The sequence below is a fragment of the Candidatus Palauibacter scopulicola genome (assembly GCF_947581915.1).
GTDB lineage: Bacteria > Gemmatimonadota > Gemmatimonadetes > Palauibacterales > Palauibacteraceae > Palauibacter > Palauibacter scopulicola.
Map to the genome: position 1 here is coordinate 17,152 of NZ_CANPWG010000041.1, position 18,569 is coordinate 35,720.

An 18,569-nucleotide genomic window follows, 5' to 3' on the forward strand; every position below is an offset into this window, starting at 1 on the left:
ACACTGGAGGCGGGCTGAGTTTGGCCCCGTGCCGCTGACGCTGCAACGGGTGGGCGAGTGAGACGCGGCCGGGACGGGACCGATCAGGGTCGCGGAAAGAGGCCTGCGCCGGGGTGTGTCGCGCACCTCACGGCACCGTAACTTCGTTCGCGCTCCGGGCGCCTGGTGTCGAACCTGGGAGCCCCGCTACGCCCCGATCTTCGGCAGCGACGAGAACCCCCGCGGAAGCAAGGAGACGATGAGGGACGTGGGTCCGAACAACAAGACGATGGGGGCCGGGAAGCCCCGTCCTGCCGGAATTCCCGACCGCCTCGGAGGGCTTTGGGAACTCGCGAGCGATCTCTCGTGGACGTGGAACCCGGCGGCCCCGGCCCTCTTCGGGGCCATCGATCCGCCGCTGTGGCGCCGTACGCGGCACAACCCCGTGGCGCTGCTGCGGGCGGTCGGGGAGACGCGATGGCGTGAGCTAGCGGCCGACGACGGCTTCCTGCGCCGGTACGACGCGGCGTGCGATGCGCGGGACCGGGTGCTTGGCGGCGGCGAGAGCGCGGCGTCCACCTGGTTTGCCCGGAGCTACGCGGAGTTTGCCGAGCGCCCCGTGGCGTACTTCTGCGCGGAATTCGCGTTGCACGAGTCCATCCCCATCTACTCCGGAGGGCTCGGCGTGCTCGCCGGGGACCATCTCAAGGCGGCCTCCGAACTCGGCGTACCCCTCGTCGGCGTCGGGCTGATGTACGCGCACGGGTACTTCGACCAGACGCTGGGGCCGGACGGCTGGCAGGAAGATGCGGACGACCCGCTCGACCCGGACCTGACGCCGCTGGAGCGGCTGCAGGGCGCGGATGGCATCCCATGGCTCGCCTCGCTTCAGGGCGGGGGGCGCCGCATCCACATCGGGGCCTGGAGGCTGCGCGTCGGGCGCGTCTCGCTGTACCTCCTCGACACGGATCTCGAGGAGAACGATCCCGCCGACCGCGGGCTCTCCCACCAGCTCTACGCGGGCGGCGCGGACCACCGCCTGCGGCAGGAAGCGATTCTCGGCGTCGGCGGCGTGCGCGTGCTCGCCGCGCTCGGGATCGATCCCGGGGCGTGGCATGCGAACGAGGGACACGCGGCGTTCATGATGGTGGAGCGCGTGCGCCGGCTGATGCGGGACGGCCGGTCCTTCACGGACGCTGTGTCGCGGGTCCGGGCGTCGACGGTGTTCACGACGCACACGCCCGTCTCCGCGGGCCACGACGTGTTCTCCCACGCGCAGATGCGGGAATGGATCGGCGAGACGTTCTGGGAAGAGTTCCCTCACCGCGAGGAGCTGCTGGGACTCGGTCTCCATCCGGACGACGAGGCGCAGGACCGGTTTCACATGACGGCGGCGGCGATCCGGCTTTCGCGGCGCGTCAACGGCGTTTCCGCGCGGCACGGGCGCGTGAGCCGCGAGATCTGGCACGGCCTCTGGGAGGACCGGGCGGCCGGAGAGGTGCCGATCCGGCACGTGACGAACGGGGTCCACCTCGCCACGTGGATGAGCGACGGCGTCGCCGGCCTCCTGGACGAATGGCTCCCCGCCGGGTGGCGATGCGGTCCGGGGGACGAAGCCATGTGGCGCGCGGCGCGCGACGTGCCCGCGGAGGCGCTGTGGCGTGTGCGGCGCCGGCTGAAACTCCGGCTCCTCGAGCTGATGCGGGACGAGGCCCGGCGCCGGTGGCCGGACCACTGGCCGGAGTCGGCGCACCTCGCCGGAGCCGGCACGCTGATGAGCCCCGAGCCGCTCACGATCGGCTTCGCGCGCCGCTTCGCCACCTACAAGCGCGCGGACCTCATCTTCCGCGACCGCGACCGCCTCCTCGCGCTTCTCTCCGACCCCGCCCGCCCCGTGCAGCTGATCTTCGCCGGGAAGGCGCACCCGCGGGACGACGACGGCAAGCGCGTCCTTCAGCGGGTGTACGAGCATACCCGCGATCCGGAGTTCGAGGGCCGGGTCGCCTTCCTCGAGAACTACGGGCTCCACACGGCGCACGGTCTGGTCGAGGGCGTCGACCTGTGGCTCAACCTCCCCCGGGTCCCGCTGGAGGCGAGCGGGACGAGCGGGATGAAGGCCGCCCTCAACGGCGTCCCCCAACTCGCGACCGCTGACGGCTGGTGGGAGGAGGGGTTCGAGGGCGACAACGGGTGGATCATCCCGCCCGCCCCCGCCACGGCGAGCGAGGCGGAGGTGGACGAGCACGACGCCGAGCACCTCTTCCGGCTCCTGGAGGAGGAGGTCATCCCCCTCTACTACGACCGGCCCGGTGCCGGCTGCGGGGACGACGCGCCGGCGGGCTGGCTGGCCCAGGCGCGGCGTGCGATCGAGGTGGCCGGCGCGCGGTTCACGGCAAGCCGCATGGTGCGCGACTACGCCCGCGACTACTACGTCCCCTCCCTCCGCGGCGACGACTGACGCGGCTGGCTGGACGCGGCCGCGGCTGGCCCGCCTGCGCAAAGTACGCCGCTTTGTCGCCATAATATCGCCGAAACGCCCGATCTCGTCGCCCAAGGACCGCCTACGATCGGCTATTTTGCAGGGTTCCGTTGGCTTGAGGGGATTGGGCGGTGTCCGCATGACCGCAAGGCTTGCGGTGGGCTCCTCGGCTCAGCATAGCGCCGTCCAGTCCCCTCTTCCACACAAGCCGTTCGGGAGCGTCCGGACCGTCGCCTGACCGAGCGACCCGAACCGGGACTGCGGAGAGCGGGGTAGAGGAATGAACGTCGCGCGGTTGATGGCTGCGGTGGTTGTCGCGGTGACTTGCGTGACGATGAGTCCTGCCTTCGCCGTGGCGCAGGTGCCGGGTGAGCGGATTCGCGTAACGCTTCCGTCGAGCACGGTGACCGGCTCATTCGTCGAGATGCGGCAGGACGGGCTGGTTCTACAGGACGAAGGCGGGACACGATCCATCGCGCTTGACGCGATTCGTCGGATAGAGCGCCAGGTTGAGCGTCGTCCCCGCACGAAGGGGGCGCTGATCGGTGCGGGGTCCGGCGTCGCCGTTGCGGGGCTGCTTGGCCTCGTTAACCCTGAGCTTTACGAGGACGATTGGCTGTTCAGCGGCGCGGAGACGTTTGGACTTGTGGCCGGCACCTTCGCGGCCATCGGTGCGGGTGTCGGCTGGATTGCCGGGTCGGTCCTCCGGGGTGACGGATGGGAGGATATGAACTTCGGCTCGACATCGAGCTTGACGGTCGGTTTGCACCAGGGATCGAAGGTGTTCGTCGGCGGGCGCATTTGGTTTTGAAGCGACGAATTCATGGATTCTATGCAGCGTAGAGTTGCGGGCGCGTCGCGACCTCGAGGCGATCTGCCCGATCGCCTCGACACACCCTGTCGTGTTCGCCCTGCCCGTGCAGGCCGGCTGGGCCGACCTGGTGGGCATCACGCTCTCCGGCCCCAGAGGCTCGGTCACGATCGATCAGAGTACGGATCGCCCGATGGCCATCCTCCGCGATCCCCGGACCGGACCGGTGCGCGGATTCCTGCGGGATCCGCTGGCTGCCGCTCAAGCCGCGGGCGCAGCAGGCGGATTCGGCGGGGCGGGTCTGGAGATGCTTTTCAGCCGCGGGATCCCTGACCCGGATGCCTGGCGGCGTTAATCGCGACTCTCGGCGGCAACGACCCGCAACGGAATACCTCCATGCCAAAGAACATCGTCGTGTGCTGTGACGGCACGGGCAACGAATACGGCCCGAACAACACCAACGTCGTGAAGCTGTGCGAAGCGATCGTTTGCGACCGGGACCAGGTTGCCTTCTACGATCCGGGCGTCGGAACCTTCAGCTTTCTGGGCAGGACGCTCGGACGGCGGGTGGGCCGGGCGCTGGGAAAGGCGTTCGGCGCCGGGCTCCAGCAAAACATCGAGGATGCCTACCGGTTCCTGATGGACCGGTACGAGCCGGGTGACAGGCTGTATCTGTTCGGCTTCAGCCGCGGCGCGTTCACCGTGCGTGCATTGGCCGGGATGCTGAACCTTTGCGGCCTGCTGCAGCGGGGCAGCCTCAACCTGGTGCCGTACGCGTCCAGGATCTACAACGACCGCGCACGTCACGAGATGGCACCCGGGTTCAAGCGGACCTATGGCCAGGACTGCCGACCGCACCTCATCGGCGTGTGGGACACGGTCGCCTCCATGGGCTGGTTCTGGGGCCGGAAGTTCTTCGATTCAACGCTGAACCACGACGTGAAGTACGGCTACCACGCCGTCTCCATCGACGAACAGCGCAAGAAGTTCCCGGCCAACATGTGGAGCGAGGACGCCAGGGCCGATCACCAGACGATCGAGCAGGTCTGGTTCGCCGGCGTCCATTCCGATGTGGGCGGCTGGTATCGCGAGGCGGGCCTCTCCGACATCGCGCTGGATTGGATGCTGAACAAGGCGCAGGCCCAAGGCTTGCGCCTGAGACCGGGCTGGCAACGCAGGCTCTCACCCGATCCCGCAGGTCGCCTCCACGCATCCAGAACCGGACTGTGGCGGTTGTGGAGGCCGGCGCCCCGCACCATCCCTCGGGATGCGCGCATCCACAGTAGCGTCCTGGCGCGCTTGGACGATCCAGCGTTGGGGAGCGCTCCGGCCAACCTGCCCGGTCGGTATGAGGCTGTGGAATAGTCTTGGGCCGGGAGCCGCGCATTCGGTTTTGAAACGACGAGTTCATGGATTCTATGCAGCGTAGAGCTGCAGGCGGGTCGCGAACTCGCCGGCGATCGTCTCCAGCGCCCCGAGGTCCGGGTGGCGGAGGAAGATCATCCCGTCGGAGACGAGCGTCGCCTGCCAGTTCCGCCGGGGTGACCCCACCGGGAGCAGATCCAGGCTGCACACCCGCTCGCCGTACTCCTGGAGCAGCGGGCCGAGCCCCTCGATGCGCTGGATGCGGCCCTGTCCGCGCGCGCGCTTGACGATCCAGCAGGCGTTGTACTTCCGTTCCACCGGCTGCGACCAGGTCGCGTGCACGACGCCTTCCGCCCACCCGCGGTAGGTGTCGATGTCGCTCGCGAAGTTGATGAGGTCGACCGTCCGCACGCCGGGCGGCCGGGCCGCGATCTCGCCGAACACGGCCTCGCCGTCCGCGGTCCGGTACCACTCCATGTGCGTGTAGCCGGTCTCGAACCCGAGCGCGGCGAGCACGGCGAACCCCATCTCGCGCCCGGGGGCGAGATCATCCGCCTCGACGTCGCGCAGCGCATACGTGATGGGGCTGAGCCACTCGTGCGTCTTCGATTCGAGCGCGCGGGGCCAGTAGCGGCAGATGTTGTAGTGCGCGACGGCGCCTCCGACCGTGACCGTATCGAAGGTCATATCCTCGCCCTCGATGAACTCCTCGACCGTGACCTGGGGGACGTGCCGGAGGGCGGGAAGGACCCGCTCCAGCTCCCGCGCCGAATCGACCCGGTGCGTGTCGGCCGAGCCGGCGCCGGCGACGGGCTTCACGATGAGGGGGAAGCCGACGCGCTCCGCGACCTCGCGGCACTCGGCGCTGCTCGTGGCCCTCCCGTGGCGGGGCGTCCGGATCCCGGCGGCGTCGAGCACGTCCTTCATCACTTCCTTGTCGCGGAAGGGGAGCGTCTGCTCGACGGTCGGCCCCGGCAACTCCAGCATCTCGCGCAGCCGCGCAGCGAGGATCATGAAGGGTTCCCACAGACACTCCACGCGGTCGATCGGGGTTCGCGCCGCGAACGCGGCGACCTGCCGCATCACGTCCGCCTCATCCGCCAGCGATCTCACCTGCAGGTGGTCGGACACGCTCGTCCGGGCGACCTCGGGCAGCGCCGCCGCCGGCTGATCGCCGAGGCCGATGACCGTCGCGCCCACCTCCGCGAGCCCGCGCGTGAAGTGCGTCATCTCGGCCGGGTAGCCCGGCGAAATCATCAATACGTTCATGGTTCCGTTGAGTTGTTCGGTTACGTGTGAGTTTGTTCCGTTACGTGGCGAGTTCCACCCGTACGCGGGTGATGATCCGCTCCAGCGCCTCCTCGACGACCTCGGTGCGCGGGTGGCGGACGATGATGTAGCCCTCCCCCTCGTACGACGCGCTCTGCGGCTGCCCCGCCCGGGGGAGGCGCCACTCGACGCAGAGGGGCCCGAGGTCCCGGGCGATCTCCTCGATCCCGGCCACCCGCCGCACGGAGCCCCGGCCCTGTCCCCGGAGATAGGCCGCGCCGGCCGCATAGGGGCGAGGCGGCGGGTCGAACTCGTCGAAGACCAGAAGGTGGGCCCAGGCGCGGTAGAGGTCGATGTCGTGCGCCTGCGAGATCAGCGTGACGAACTGGGCGCCGGGCGGTCGGGCCCCGACTTCGGAGATCGCCACGGAACCGTCCGGCCGCCGGAACCACTCCATGTGGCTCAGCCCCGTCTCCATCCCCAGCGCATCGAGCGCAGGGCCGGCGACCCGCCGGATCTCCTCGTACCGGGGCGAGTCGACTTCCCGCGGGAGGAGGACGCACCACTGGATCCACGGCTCGCGCAGCACCTCGAGCGGGGAGGGCAGGTAGTGGTTGATCGAATGCCAGACGACGCGCCCGCCGATCGAGACCGCGTCGAAGGAGTGTTCTTCGCCGACGACGAACTCCTCGACCAGCGTCGGCCGCTCGGCGCTCGGGCGCGACATCGCGATCGCCGTGCGGAGCTGCGCCGGCGTCTCGACGCGAAACGTGCCGCGGGCGCCGGAGCCGGCCGGCGGCTTCACGATGAGCGGGAAGCCCGTCGCGTCCGAGAAGGCCACGGCCCCGCCCTCGTCCCGGACCAGCGCGTGCCGGGCGCAGGGCAGGCCGTGCGCCCGGAGCACGTCCTTCATGCGGGACTTGTCGCGGAAGTTGCGCGCGGCCTCCGCGCCCATCCCCTCGATGCCGAGCCCGTCGCGCAGTTCACCGAGCGGCACCTGAAGCTCCTCGAGCGCGCCCAGCAGACGGTCGATCCCGCCGAGTTCGCCGGAGAGCCGGCGCAGCCCGGCGTGGATGCCCTCCGCCGACAGCGCGTCATCGACCCGGGCGTGCGCCGCGATCCTCCGCCGCAGCGAGGCGGGCATTCGCTCGAGCGGTTCCTGCGTCACGACCCCGAGGCGCACGCCGGCGAGCCCCGCGGCGGCTTCCAGAAAGCGCAGCGTGGTAGGGAGATAGAACGGGGCGACGAATGCGACGTTGGGCATCGGTTTTCCAGGTTTCCACAGCGGGCCGGACGGCCGCCGCCGGACGGGCTGGCGTTCAGGCGCAGGGAGGGTACTATGTCGGGCCCTCAAAGTGAAGTTTTTCCCCCGAGTCGCTGGCGAAGCAATGCACGTCGTATTCGTCGAACCCCTGTTTCCCGGAAACCAGAAGGACTTCGTGCGCGGTCTGCACGAAGTCGGCGCCGAGGTGTCCGCGGTGGGCGAAGCGCCGCCGGAAGCGCTGGGCTCCGACCTGCACGGGTGGCTCACCAGCTATGAGCAGGTCGGCTCCGTGTGCGACGAGGGCGCCCTCGCGCGCGCCGTTCACGAGATCCACCGGCGGCGCCCCGTGGACCGCCTCGAGGCCACCGTCGAAGCCCACATCCTCCCGGTCGCCCGCGTGCGGGAAGCCGCGGGACTGGCCGGGACGTCCGTGAGGACCGCGCACCTGTGCCGCGACAAGCCGGCGATGAAGGACGCGCTTCGGGATGCGGGGATCGCGACCGCCCAGTCGATGGGCGGGGGCGACGCGGAGGAGATCGCGGGGTTCGGCCGGAGGGTCGGCTATCCGCTCATCGTCAAGCCGCGCGCCGGGGCCGGCGCCTCGGGCACGTATCGCGTCGAGGACGAGGCGCAGCTCGCGGCGCTGCTCCCGCGCCTCGGCGTCGGGCATGGCGCCGAAGTCGCCGTCGAGGAGTTCGTGGACGGCCACGAGGCCTTCTACGACACGCTGACGGTGGGTGGCACGGTGGTCCACGACTTCATGACCCACTACTACCCCAACGTGCTCGAGGCGATGCGGACGAGGGAGGTGTCGCCCCAGTTCATCGCCACGAACCGGATCGACACCGCCGACGCCTACGCGGAGGTCCGGGAACTCGGGCGGCGGGTCATCGACGCGCTCGAGATCGGGACGTCCGCCACCCACATGGAATGGTTCTTCGGCGAGAAGGGACTCAGGTTCTCCGAGATCGGCTGCCGTCCGCCCGGCGTGCGGGCCTGGGACCTGTACGGGGCGGCGAACGAAATGGACGTGTACCGCGAGTGGGCGGCCTGCATCGTGCATGGCCGCAAACTGCGGGACCCGTCGCGCCGCTACTCCGCGGGGATCGTGACGCTGCGGCCCGAAAACGATGGGCGCATCGCGGGGTATGAGGGTCTGGAGAAGGTGGAAGCCCGCTTCGGAGAGTGGATCATCGACACGCATCTGCCGCCGCCCGGCACGCCCACGCAGCCCGTGGAGGCCGGGTACATGGCGAACGCCTGGCTCCGGCTGCGGCACCCGGACTACGACGAACTGCGCCGCATGCTCGACGCCGTCGGACGCTGGGTGAGAGTGCGCGCCGCATGAAGGCGTCGAGATGGCGCCGGGCGGCCGACGACGCGGGGCGCCGGCCGGCCGACGACGCCGGACGCCGGCCGCCGCTCGTCCTCCTCGGTCCGCGCGGAGGCGACCTCGCGCTCCCGGACGTGGTGCGGGAACTGGAGGCCGCGGGTGCCCTGTCGCGGGGCGCGCGGATCGCCGCCATCACCTCCGGGTGGCGGGACCGCGAGGCCAACGAGGGACTCATCGATCCATGCCTCGCGGACCGCGTCGTGGATCTCGAACTCTATCGGCGCTCCGACCGGATCGCCGAGGCCGACGCGGAACTCGCGCGCGCGCACCGGGAGACGCGGGACCGGCTCCGGTCGCTGCGTCGCGCCTACAATCTGCGCCTCCACGGTCTCATCGAGGCGCACCAGCGGCTGGCCGAACTGCGCGGGGACGAGTCCGTGCTCCGTGCCGAGCGGGACGAAGCCCTCGGGGCTATTCGGCGCCTCGACGCACGGCACCTGAGCCGCGTGACCGAGATCCGGTCGGAGTTCGAGCGCCGCATGACACCCTCCGAGCGCGATGCCGTGCGATTGCAACGGCGCGAGGTGGGCGAGAGGCTCGAGGGCACGGAGGCGATCGTCCTGGAGGGCGGGCACGTCGGGAACCTGCTGAGCCGCCTGCGGCTGTTCGGGGGACGGAAGCTCCTGGACGGACGCCCCGTGATCGGCCGGTCGGCCGGGGCCATGGTGCTGACGGAGCGCGTCGTGCTCTTTCACGATCGGCCGCCTTGGGGCGAGGGCCACCCCGAGGTGTTCGACGCGGGGCTGGGGATCGCCGAAGGGCTCGTCGCCCTTCCGCACGCTTCGGCCCGCCTCGCGCTGGACGACCGGACGCGGGGAGCGCGGCTCGCGGCCCGCTTCTCTCCCGCCTCCTGCGTCCTCCTCGACCCCGGCCACCGACTCGACCGGGCCGGGCACGGCTGGAGCGGCGGCGACGGGGTCGAGCGCCTCGACGCGGCGGGCCGCCGCGTCCCCTTCCGCACGGCGGCGTAGTCCGGCCCATGCGATTCGATCCCCACGCCCGGGCCCACCGGCAGGAGCCATCGATGCCGCGTTCGACCGCGATCGCGGCGCTCGAGGAGCGGCTCGCGTCCGGTTCCGGCGGGCCGGATGCGGTGGGCGCGTTCCTCGATGCGCACGAGTTCCCGCTCGCCGAGCCGCCCCTTTACACCTTCGTGTACCGGGGCCATGCCGACGCCGTCCGGCTCCGGCACTGGGTACACGGCCTCCAGACCTCGGCGCCCTTCCGCCGGCTGGAGGGAACGGACCTCTGGTGCTACACGCTCGAACTCCCCGACGAATCCCGGGTGGAGTACAAGATCGAGGTCCTCGCCGGCGGCCGCGCGGAGTGGATCGAGGACCCGCTGAACCCCCAGCGCGCCCGCGATCCGTTCGGGGCGAACTCCGTCGTCCAGGCGCGGGGCTATGAGATCCCCGACTGGGCCCGCGAGCGCGAGGGAGTCCGGCGCGGCGAGCTGGATGAACTCGCGGTCGAGAGCGAGGCCTTGGAGTCGGCGCGGCACGTGAGCGTGTACCGTCCGGCCGATTTCCGCGCCAACCGCCGCTACCCGCTGCTCATCGTGCACGACGGCGGGGACTACGTCGAGTACGCCGGCCTGAGGCAGGTGCTCGACCAACTGATCGATCGCTTCGAGATCCCCCGGATGATCGTGGCGTTGCTGCACCCGGGCGACCGGATGTCGGAATACTCGGCGGATCCGGCACACGCGCGGTTCGTCGCCGAGGAGTTGCTCCCGCGCCTCGAGCACGACTACCCGCTCCTCCCGGACTCCGGGTCGCGCGGCCTCATGGGCGCGAGTCTGGGCGCCGTCGCCTCCTTCCACGCCGCGCTCGAATACCCGGGGCGCTTCGGCCGCTTGCTGCTCCAGTCGGGCTCGTTTCTGTTCACGGACATCGGCGCCAACGAGAGCGGCCCCGTGTTCGACCGCGTCGTCGACATGATGAACGCGTACCGCGCGGCGCCGACCGCCATCGCCGAGAAGGCGTTCGTCTCGGTGGGTGTGTACGAACCGCTGGTCTCCGAAAACCGGGCCCTGATCCCGGCCCTCCGCCGCGGCGGGGCGGAGGTGCGCTTCGTCGAGTCGCGGGACGGCCACAACTGGGAGAACTGGCGGGACCGCCTGCGCGAGGGTCTGTCGTGGCTCTTCCCGGGCCCGCTCTGGATGGTCTACGAATGACGGCCACCGCGGCGTCGGCGCGCGAGGTGACGCGCCGCATCGGCCTCTCGCTCGGCGCGGACCTGTGCTGGCCCATCGCCTACCGCGCGATCCTCGAACGGCTGGACCCCCGGATCCCCTCGTCCAAGGGCACGATCCGGTTCCATGTCGAGGACGTCACGATCGAGCCCTTCGACCTGCAGCAGAAGGGGAAGTACGACGTCGTCATCGACCGCCTCACGCACTGGTACTTCCCGACGCGGGAGTGGATCAAGAAGTCGGTGATCATGGACGGGCTCTACGTGTTCAACAATCCGTGGAGCGTCCAGTCGATGGAGAAGCACTCCACCTACTGCGCGATGATGCGGCTGGGTCTTCCGGTTCCGCGGACGTGGCTCCTCCCGCCCAAGTCCTACGACCCGCAGGACGATCTGGCGGTCACCCTGAAACGCTACGCGCGGCTCTTCGACCTTCCCGCCGTGGCGCACGACCTGGGTTATCCCGTGTTCATGAAGCCCTACGACGGCGGCGGCTGGCGCGGCGTGTCGAGGATCGGGGACGACGAGGCGCTCGGCGCCGCCTACGATGAGAGCGGCAAGTTCGTCATGCACCTGCAGCAGGGGGTGGAGCACGACCGCTTCGTCCGCTGCATCGGACTGGGCCCCCAGACGCGCGCCGTCCTCTACGACCCCGGCGCCGCCGCCCACGACCGCTACACCGTCGAGCGAGACCGCCTGGAGCCTTCGGATGCCGGGGCGATCCGGGACACGACGCTCACGATCAACGCGTTTTTCGGGTGGGACTTCAACTCGTGCGAGGTGCTTCGCAGCGGCGGACGGTGGATGCCGATCGACTTCGCGAACCCCTGTCCGGATTCGCAGGTCACCTCGCTCCACTACCACTTTCCTTGGCTCATCAAGGCGAACCTCCGCTGGTCCCTTTTCTGCGCAGCGACCCGGCGCACGATGCGCATCAACCTCGACTGGCGGCCGTTCTTCGACGCCTGCCGCCCGGAAATGTCGGTCGGAGAAAAGGTCCGGGCTTGCGCCCGGATCGCGGAGGCGCGGTTCGAGACCGACCGGTTCGTGGAGTTCTGCGGGACGCACCTCGCGGAACTCGACGAGGTGGCCGACGAGTTCTTCGGCAGCGAGGCGGCCCGCGACGCGGTGCGCGCGAAGGTGGCCTCGCTCTACCCCGATCACGAGATCGAGGAGTTCACCGCGCTCTTCCTCCACCGCATACAGGCGGCCCGCCGGGAGGAACCCCCCGGCTCCGTGCCGATTCTCGCCTCATGAAACTCAACGCCAGTTGGTGGTCGCACCGCCTCGGCCAGGAGGTCAACGTCGCGCGCTGGGGCGAGGTCGGCGTGCCCTTCCTCATGTTCCCGACCGCCGGAGGAGACGCGGAGGAGATCGAGCGCTTCCTCGTCATCGACACGGTCGCGGACTACCTGGCGGACGGCCGGATCAAGGTCTATTCGTGCGACAGCGTGGCGGGCCGCGTCATGCTCGGACGCGAGGGGACGCCGGAACACCGCATGACCGTCCTCGACCGGTTTCAGGAGTTCGTCTACCGCGAGTTCGTCCCCATGATCCGCGAGGACTGCAACGATCCCGGGATCGAGGTCATCGTCGCGGGCTCCTCGATCGGCGCGTTCAACGCGCTCGCCATGCTGTGCCGGTTCCCCGACGCCTTCTCGCACGCCGTGTGCATGAGCGGCACGTATGACCTCCAGCGCTTTCTGAAACACGAGACCGGGGCCGAAGCGAGAGCCACTGGCGACTTCTACCGCGCGTCGCCCGTACACCACTTGCCGCAACTCGCGGGCGAGACGCTGGACCGGCTGCGCCAGCGCTTCGTCCTCCTCGCCTCCGGGCGCGGGCGGGCGGAGGACATCGGCGAGTCCTGGCGCGCGGCCTCGCTCCTGGGGCGGAAGGGCGTGCCGAACCGCGTCGACGACTGGGGCGAGGAGTGGCACCACGACTGGCCCACGTGGCGCCACATGCTCGTACGCTACCTCGACGAGCTGCTCCCGGCTCCCTAGCGGGGGCCGCCGGCCGCTAGTCGCCTTCCTCCGGCGCTTCCGAGCGCTGGAGAACGAGGAAGGCCAGCGGCGGGAGGTCGACGGGAAGCGAGGCGGGACGCGCGTGGTGCGGGACGTCCTCCGCGCGAACCGGAAGCGCCGTGCGCCCGCCCCCGCCGAACTCCGGGTCGCCGCTGTCGAGGAGGACGCGGTACGGGCCGGCTTCGGGAAGGGCGACCCGATACCCCGGCCACGCGGTGGCGGAGAAATTTGCCACCACGACGACGGCCCCCTCCCACTCCGGTCGCCACCGCAGGTAGCTCAGCACGCTGCGCTTCGCGTCGTGCACGTCCAGCCACTCGAAGCCTTCCGGCGCGTGGTCCAGGGCGTGTAGCGCGGGTTCGCCTCGGTAGAGACGGTTCAGCGCGCGCACCCAGCGCTGGAGCCCGCGGTGCATCGCGTGCGCCGGGTTCGCTGACGCATCCAGCAGACTCCAGTCCAGCGCGCCGTCTTCGTTCCATTCCCGCCGCTCTCCGATCTCCCCTCCCATGAACAGGAGCTTGGCCCCCGGGTGCGTCCACATGTAGCCGAGGAGGAGGCGGAGGCCGGCGAACTTCTCCTCGTCCATCCCCGGCACCTTCTCCAACAGAGAACGCTTGAGGTGAACGACTTCATCGTGCGACAGGGGAAGGAGATGTCGTTCCGTGTGCGCGTAGTGAAGCGAGAACGTCAGGCGCCGGTGCAGGCGGGGCCGCCGCTCCGGCGGAGCGGCCAGGACGCGGAGCGTGTCGTTCATCCATCCCATGTTCCACTTGAAGTCGAACCCGAGCCCGTCCTCGTCCGCGGGCGCTGTCACGCCGGGCCACGCGCTGCTCTCCTCCGCGAACAGAAGGACGCCGGGAAAGCGGTCGTGGACCATCTCCGACAGCGTCCTGAGGAAGGCGATCGCGCCGAGGTTCTCCCGTCCCCCGAGTTCGTTCGGCTCCCACTCCCCCTCTTCGCGCGAGTAGTCGAGGTGGAGCATCGACGCCACCGCATCGACGCGCAGGCCGTCCGCGTGGTAACGCTCGATCCAGTAGCGCGCGCTCGAGAGAAGGAAGGAGACGACCTCCGGCCGGCCGAAGTCGAAGGCGAGCGTGCCCCAGTCCGGATGAACGGCCCGCGACTCCTCCCCGATCTCGTAGAGGGGCGCCCCATCGAACGTCCTCAGGCCGTGGAGGTCGGGGCCGAAATGGCCCGGCACCCAGTCGAGCACGACGCCCAGCCCCAGGCGGTGGGCCTCATCGACGAAATGCGCGAAGTCCTCCGGAGGGCCGTAGCGGGAGGTGGGGGCGAAGTACCCGACCGTCTGGTATCCCCAGCTCCCGTCGTACGGGTGTTCCATGACGGGGAGGAGTTCGATGTGGGTGAAGCCGAGGTCGGCGGCGTAGGGCAGCAGTTCCCGGGCGAGCGCGCGGTACCCCAGCCACGAACCGTCCGCGTGCCGGCGCCAGGAACCGGGGTGGACCTCGTAGATGGAGATGGGTACGTCGGGGGCCGCGCGTCCGCGGCGCGTCTCGACCCACGCCGCATCCGTCCATGCGTAGGGGGCGGTCGAGGCCACGCGCGACGCGGTGCCCGGCCGGACTTCGGCGGCGCGTCCGAGCGGATCCGCCTTGTCGACTGCGAGGGAGGGCCCGTCCGGCGCTTCGTCCGCCGCTTCGTCCGCCGCGGAGCGCACCTGGAACTTGTACAGGTCTCCCGGCCCGACGCCGGGGAGGAAGCGTTCCCACACACCGGCGTCGTCCACCGGGGACATGGGATGCGCCGCTCCGTCCCACGCGTTGAAAGAGCCCACGACGCTGACGCCGCGGGCGCGCGGGGCCCATACGGCGAAACGCGTCCCCGGCTCCCCGCCCCGCTCGCACGGGTGCGCGCCGAGGAGGTCGTGGAGCGCGGACTCCCGTCCCGCGCGGAACGCCTCGAAGTCGGCGGCCTTCAGGGGGAACGAAGGATCGGGCGCCGGGGTTTGGAGAGGTCCGGGAGGGGTACTAGATTTTTCGTGTTCGATCTGCCACCTCATCGCGGCGGGTCCGTCCGGACCGGGCGCCGTCCCTTGCAGCCGCACTTACGCCACTTCGCGACGAAGTATGAGCCGCATGCCCGCAATCGCCAAGCCAGCGCCGACACGGCCCCGCGCCGGGGTCAAGCCCCCGGAGGAGCTCGCCGTCGTGCACCTCGTCGCCGAGTACTGGCCGTACGCCCGCACCGGCGGCCTCGCGGAGGCGGTGCGCGGCATCGCCACCTTCCAGGCCGCCCAAGGGACGCCCGTCACAGTCTTCATGCCGCTCTACCGGTCGGTGCGCGAGGCCTTTCCCGACCTGGAGCCGATTGCGGACAGCTTCCGCGTGCGCGTGGGGCGCCGGGTGGAGGAGGTCCGGATTCTCCAGCACCCGGGCCCGCGCCGGAATCCGCGCGTGCTCTTCGTCGACCACCCCGGGTGTTTCGACCGGGAGGGGATCTACGGGGAGGGCGGGACGGACTACGCGGACAACCCGCGGCGCTTCGCGCTCTACAACCTGGCGGCGCTCCGGATTCTGCCGGAACTCGCCAACGTGCCCGTCGTCGTCCACGCGCACGACTGGCACGCGGCGCTTGCCCCCGTCTTCCTGCGCACGCGGTTCGGGGGGCGCGAGGCGCACGACCGCATGGCGGCCGTCCTCTCCATCCACAACGCGGGCTACCAGGGACTTCAGCGGCCCGAGGTGCTCGACGAGCTGGGGCTGCCGCGCGAGCTGTTCCACTGGCGGCTCATGGAGTTCCATGGCCACCTGAACCTGCTCAAGGGGGGCCTCGTGTTCGCGGACTACGCGACGACCGTGAGTCCCACGCACGCGCACGAGCTTCGCACGGCCGACGGCGGGTTCGGGCTCCACGGCTCGTTCATCGAGATGGGCGACCGCTTCCTGGGGATCCTGAACGGCGTCGACCTGGAGGTCTGGAATCCGGAGACGGACCCGGAGATCGCCGCCACCTTCTCGAGCGCGGACCTGGCCGGGAAGGCCGTGTGCAAGCGGGCGCTGCAACGGGAGTACTCGCTGACGGAGGCGCCGGGCGTACCGCTGTACGGGATGACCGCGCGGCTCGTCGCTCAGAAGGGGCTCGACCTCCTCATCGACGGCGGGCCGCTGGAGCGGGCCGAAGGGCAGTTCATCTTTCTCGGCCAGGGAGAGGAACGGTACGAAACGGCGCTGCGCGAGTTGGCCGCGCGGCATCCGGACCGGATCGCCGTGGACACCGAGTTCGCCGAGGCCAAGGAGCACCGGCTCCTGGCGGGCATCGACCTCCTCCTGATGCCGTCGCTCTACGAACCGTGCGGTCTCACGCAGATGCGGGCGCAGCTCTACGGCGTGCTCCCGGTCGCCCGGCGCGTGGGGGGGCTCGCGGACACGATCGAGGACCAGGTCACGGGCTTCCTGTTCGACGGCTACACGCCGGAAGACCTCGAGGTCGCGCTCGGGCGGGCCGCCGCGCTGTATGCGGGGAGTCGGGAGGCGTGGAACGAGCACGCGGTGGAGGCGATGACCCGTGACTTCGGCTGGGCGGGCAGCGCCGGCCGCTACCTGGACGTGTACCGGCGGGCGCTCGCCGCGCACGCGCCGGACGACTGAACCCGGCTTCGGCCGTGGATCGCGCCACGGTTGTCCTTCACGGCCACTTCTACCAGCCGCCGCGCGAGGACCCGTGGACGGACCGGATCCGCAGCGAGCCGGGCGCGGCCCCATTCGAGAACTGGAACGACCGGATCGCCGCGGAATGTTACGAACCCCTGGCGCGGGCGGGGGCGTTCGACTGGCTGAGCTTCGACCTCGGTCCGACGCTCGCACGCTGGCTCGAGGGGGAACGCCCGGAGGTTCACGAAGGCTTCGTCCGCGGGGACCGGGCGAGCCGCGAGCGGCTGGGGCACGGCAACGCGGTCGCGCAGCCCTACCACCACATCATCCTCCCGCTCGCGACGCGGCGCGAGAAGGAGACGGAGGTGCGCTGGGGGCTGCGGGACTTCGAGCGGCGCTTCGGGCGGTGCGCCGACGGCATGTGGCTGCCCGAGACGGCCGTCGACATGGAGACGCTCGACGTGCTGGCGGCGGAGGGCGTGGCCTTCACGATCCTGGCTCCGCACCAGGTGGCGGACGTGCCAGCCGGAGGCGTGGGGCGGGTTCGTATCGGCGCGGGCCGCGAGATCGCGGTCTTCATCTACGACGGCGAACTGTCGCACGGCGTGGCGTTCGGGGCGCTGCTCGACGGCCGGGACGCGTGGTTCGAGGCGCTGCGGTCGGCCGCGGGCCGGGACGGGGGCGTCGTCGCGCTGGCGACGGATGGCGAGACGTTCGGGCACCATCACCGGGGCGCCGACCGCACGCTCATGCGGGTGATCCGCCGCGCCCGCGAGAGCGGCGAGGTGGAGATCGGGAACTTCGGCGCGGCGCTCGCCGCCGCGAGTGAGGTGCCCTTCGTGAGCCTCGAGGAGCCCACCTCCTGGAGCTGCGCGCACGGCGTGGAACGCTGGCGCTCGGAGTGCGGGTGCCGGATGGCGCCGCACCTGGATTCGCAGCAGCGCTGGCGGGCGCCGCTCCGCTCGGCGCTCGAGTCGCTCGCGGCCGGACTCGATGCGGCGTACGCGGAGTTGGCGCCGGGCCGGTTGACGGACCCGGGCCGGGCCATGGAGGCACTTGGCGAGGTTTTGGGCGCGCCGCCGGGGCTGGAGGACTTCGCCGCGCGAGCCGCCGGGGAGAGCGGCGGCGGAGAACGCCGGGACGAAGCGCTGGCGCTGCTCGAGGTGGCCCGCGACCGGGCCGCGATGTTCACCTCGTGCGCCTGGTTCTTCGACGATGTCGCGGGCCTCGAGGCGAGGCAGGTGCTCGGTTATGCCGCGCACGCGCTCGACCGCCTGCGTCGGCTCGCGCCGGAGCGCTCGGAGGCCCTGGAAACCGCCTTCGTCGCGGACCTCGCGAAGGCCCCGGCCAACGACGCCGACCTCGGGAACGCCGCCGCCGTGTACGAGCGTGCGTTCAAGTCGGACGCCGGCTTCCCCGTCCCGGCGGACGCGTGAGCCGAAGCCCGCTCCGCTTCGCGTTCGCGATTCACCTCCACCAGCCGGTGGGGAACTTCGACCATGTGTTCGAGGATCACCTGACCGGCGTGTACCGGCCCCTTCTCGACGCGATCCACCGGCACGACGCCTACCCAATCTCGCTCCACCTCTCCGGTCCCCTCCTCGACTGGTTCGGGCGTCACGCCCCGGACTTCCTCGATGACCTCGGGGCGCGGGCGACGGAAGGCCGCATCGAGCTCCTCGCCTCCGGACGGTACGAGCCGATTCTCGCGGCCCTCGCGGCTCCGGACCGGGTGGAACAGGTCGAGTGGATGCGGGCGGAACTGCGCCGCCGGTTCGGGGTCGAGGCCACCGGCCTCTGGCTCACGGAACGCGTCTGGGAACCCGATCTCGCCGCCGACCTGGCGCGCGCGGGCATCGAATACACCCTGCTCGACGACCGCCATTTCCTCGCCTGCGGACTCGAACGGGAGGAGATGGACGGCGTCTTCACGACGGAGAGCGGAGGGGAGCGGCTCCGGCTCCTTCCGATCGACGAGCGGCTCCGGTACCTGATCCCGTTTCGGCCCGTGGCGGAGATCGTGGACTTCCTCGCCGCACGGCGGCGCGCCGGGCAGCGCCAGATCGTCCTCGGCGACGACGGCGAGAAGTTCGGCGGGTGGCCGGACACCCGCGAATGGGTGTACGGCGGCGGCTGGCTGGAGGCGTTCCTCGAGTCGCTGAACGCGGCCCGCGGGCG

At 70.7% G+C, this 18,569-nt stretch carries 14 protein-coding genes and 1 pseudogene; 12 read left to right on the forward strand and 3 right to left on the reverse strand.

The features are described 5' to 3' along the window. Positions 1-238: 238 nt before the first annotated feature. The 4 genes from glgP (at position 239) to RN743_RS08135 (ending at position 4,634) form a co-directional block, all read left to right on the forward strand. Positions 239-2,437 (forward strand): alpha-glucan family phosphorylase, encoded by a 2,199-nt coding sequence (gene glgP / locus RN743_RS08120; protein ID WP_310778660.1) that lies wholly within the window; start codon positions 239-241, stop codon positions 2,435-2,437. Positions 2,438-2,738: 301 nt separating this feature from the next. Further along, the gene (locus tag RN743_RS08125) at positions 2,739-3,269 is read left to right on the forward strand and encodes a hypothetical protein (RefSeq protein WP_310778664.1); all 531 of its coding nucleotides are present in this window, start codon (positions 2,739-2,741) and stop codon (positions 3,267-3,269) included. A gap of 34 nt (positions 3,270-3,303) precedes the next feature. Then, positions 3,304-3,624, forward strand: coding sequence for a hypothetical protein (locus tag RN743_RS08130; protein WP_310778667.1), 321 nt, complete (start codon positions 3,304-3,306; stop codon positions 3,622-3,624). 41 nt (positions 3,625-3,665) lie between these two features. Beyond that, entirely contained in the window at positions 3,666-4,634 is a 969-nt protein-coding gene (locus tag RN743_RS08135; protein ID WP_310778670.1) for a DUF2235 domain-containing protein, read from the forward strand. Between the two features lie 51 nt (positions 4,635-4,685). On the opposite strand, the gene RN743_RS08140 is transcribed toward RN743_RS08135, so the two are convergent. Both RN743_RS08140 and RN743_RS08145 read right to left on the reverse strand, forming a co-directional pair. Next, complete coding sequence (locus tag RN743_RS08140; protein WP_310778672.1) at positions 4,686-5,903, reverse strand: ATP-grasp domain-containing protein; 1,218 nt, start codon at positions 5,901-5,903, stop codon at positions 4,686-4,688. A gap of 40 nt (positions 5,904-5,943) precedes the next feature. Next, a complete protein-coding gene (locus tag RN743_RS08145; RefSeq protein ID WP_310778675.1) occupies positions 5,944-7,167 on the reverse strand; it encodes an ATP-grasp domain-containing protein in 1,224 nt (407 codons plus the stop codon). Between the two features lie 124 nt (positions 7,168-7,291). On the opposite strand from RN743_RS08145, the gene RN743_RS08150 reads away from it, so the two are divergent. The 5 genes from RN743_RS08150 to RN743_RS08170 are packed head-to-tail and all read left to right on the forward strand — an operon-like array spanning position 7,292 to position 12,759. Further along, the gene (locus RN743_RS08150) at positions 7,292-8,515 is read left to right on the forward strand and encodes an ATP-grasp domain-containing protein (RefSeq protein ID WP_310778679.1); all 1,224 of its coding nucleotides are present in this window, start codon (positions 7,292-7,294) and stop codon (positions 8,513-8,515) included. Then, positions 8,512-9,531, forward strand: coding sequence for a Type 1 glutamine amidotransferase-like domain-containing protein (locus RN743_RS08155; protein WP_310778682.1), 1,020 nt, complete (start codon positions 8,512-8,514; stop codon positions 9,529-9,531). The genes RN743_RS08150 and RN743_RS08155 overlap by 4 nt, the downstream gene beginning before the upstream one ends. Before the next feature lie 53 nt (positions 9,532-9,584). Further along, positions 9,585-10,736: an alpha/beta hydrolase-fold protein gene (locus RN743_RS08160; RefSeq protein WP_310778685.1), complete on the forward strand. Its 1,152-nt coding sequence runs from the start codon at positions 9,585-9,587 to the stop codon at positions 10,734-10,736. After that, positions 10,733-12,010 (forward strand): hypothetical protein, encoded by a 1,278-nt coding sequence (locus RN743_RS08165; RefSeq protein WP_310778688.1) that lies wholly within the window; start codon positions 10,733-10,735, stop codon positions 12,008-12,010. Before RN743_RS08160 ends, RN743_RS08165 begins: the two co-directional genes overlap by 4 nt. After that, positions 12,007-12,759 carry an alpha/beta hydrolase-fold protein gene (locus RN743_RS08170; RefSeq protein WP_310778691.1) on the forward strand — a complete coding sequence of 251 codons (753 nt, stop codon included), beginning with the start codon at positions 12,007-12,009 and terminating at the stop codon, positions 12,757-12,759. Before RN743_RS08165 ends, RN743_RS08170 begins: the two co-directional genes overlap by 4 nt. A gap of 16 nt (positions 12,760-12,775) precedes the next feature. Here RN743_RS08170 and glgB read toward each other — a convergent pair whose 3' ends face one another. Next, complete coding sequence (gene glgB / locus RN743_RS08175) at positions 12,776-14,800, reverse strand: 1,4-alpha-glucan branching protein GlgB (protein WP_310778694.1); 2,025 nt, start codon at positions 14,798-14,800, stop codon at positions 12,776-12,778. 148 nt (positions 14,801-14,948) lie between these two features. Between glgB and RN743_RS08180 the strand changes: the two genes are divergently transcribed. From RN743_RS08180 to RN743_RS08190, 3 genes and pseudogenes are all read left to right on the forward strand, one after another. Next, positions 14,949-16,388, forward strand: coding sequence for a glycogen/starch synthase (locus RN743_RS08180; RefSeq protein ID WP_310778697.1), 1,440 nt, complete (start codon positions 14,949-14,951; stop codon positions 16,386-16,388). 14 nt (positions 16,389-16,402) lie between these two features. Further along, positions 16,403-17,827 (forward strand): DUF3536 domain-containing protein, encoded by a 1,425-nt coding sequence (locus tag RN743_RS08185; protein WP_310778700.1) that lies wholly within the window; start codon positions 16,403-16,405, stop codon positions 17,825-17,827. After that, positions 17,824-18,569 (forward strand): annotated as a pseudogene (locus RN743_RS08190) (4-alpha-glucanotransferase); the annotation flags it as partial. The gene RN743_RS08185 and the pseudogene RN743_RS08190, both read left to right, overlap by 4 nt.